This is a genomic window from Arthrobacter sp. P1_H7 (assembly GCF_056405215.1).
This window is the reverse complement of the sequence record NZ_JBFUCO010000045.1, coordinates 1-542: the sequence shown is the minus strand read 5'-3', so window position 1 is coordinate 542 and position 542 is coordinate 1. Positions and strand designations below refer to the sequence as shown.

Genomic DNA, 542 nt, shown 5'->3' with positions numbered 1-542 from the left:
CATCACCGCTGCCGCACCCGGATCACTCCAAAATCAGATTTTCGCCGTGAAGGACATCCTCGCGACCCGGGCCGACCTGGCCGAAAAAGGCGTCGACGTCTCCGAGGTATTCCACTACGCGAAGGGATTCATCTTCAACCTCGACAACCAGCACCGCATTGCCGGCCCGCACCCGGAACGCGCCGACTACCAGTCCTTTGCCTCCTTCAGCGATCCGGACGGCAACAGCTGGCTTCTCCAGGAAATCAACACCCGGGCGCCCGGACGTTGAGCACTCAACTAACCCACTCAGCAAACTCAACACAAAAAGGACTTATCACCATGGATTTGAAGCTTGAAGTACTGTTCGTTCCCGTTTCCGACGTCGACCGGGCCAAGGCCTTCTACGAATCACTCGGCTTCCGCGTCGATATCGACTACATCGCCAGCGAGGACTTCCGGGTGGCGCAGCTGACCCCTCCCGGGTCGGAAGCATCCATCATGATCGGCAAGAGCATCACCGCTGCCGCACCCGGATCACTCCAAAATCAGATTTTCGCCGT

General features: G+C 58.5%; 2 protein-coding genes. Both read left to right on the top strand.

What is annotated here, in order from left to right:
- Nucleotides 1-271 (top strand): VOC family protein (locus AC1DXI_RS20745; RefSeq protein ID WP_476940152.1); only part of this gene is annotated, 271 nt, incomplete at its 5' end.
- 50 nt (nt 272-321) lie between these two features.
- A partial coding sequence (locus AC1DXI_RS20740) for a VOC family protein (RefSeq protein WP_476940035.1) occupies nt 322-542 on the top strand: 221 nt, incomplete at its 3' end.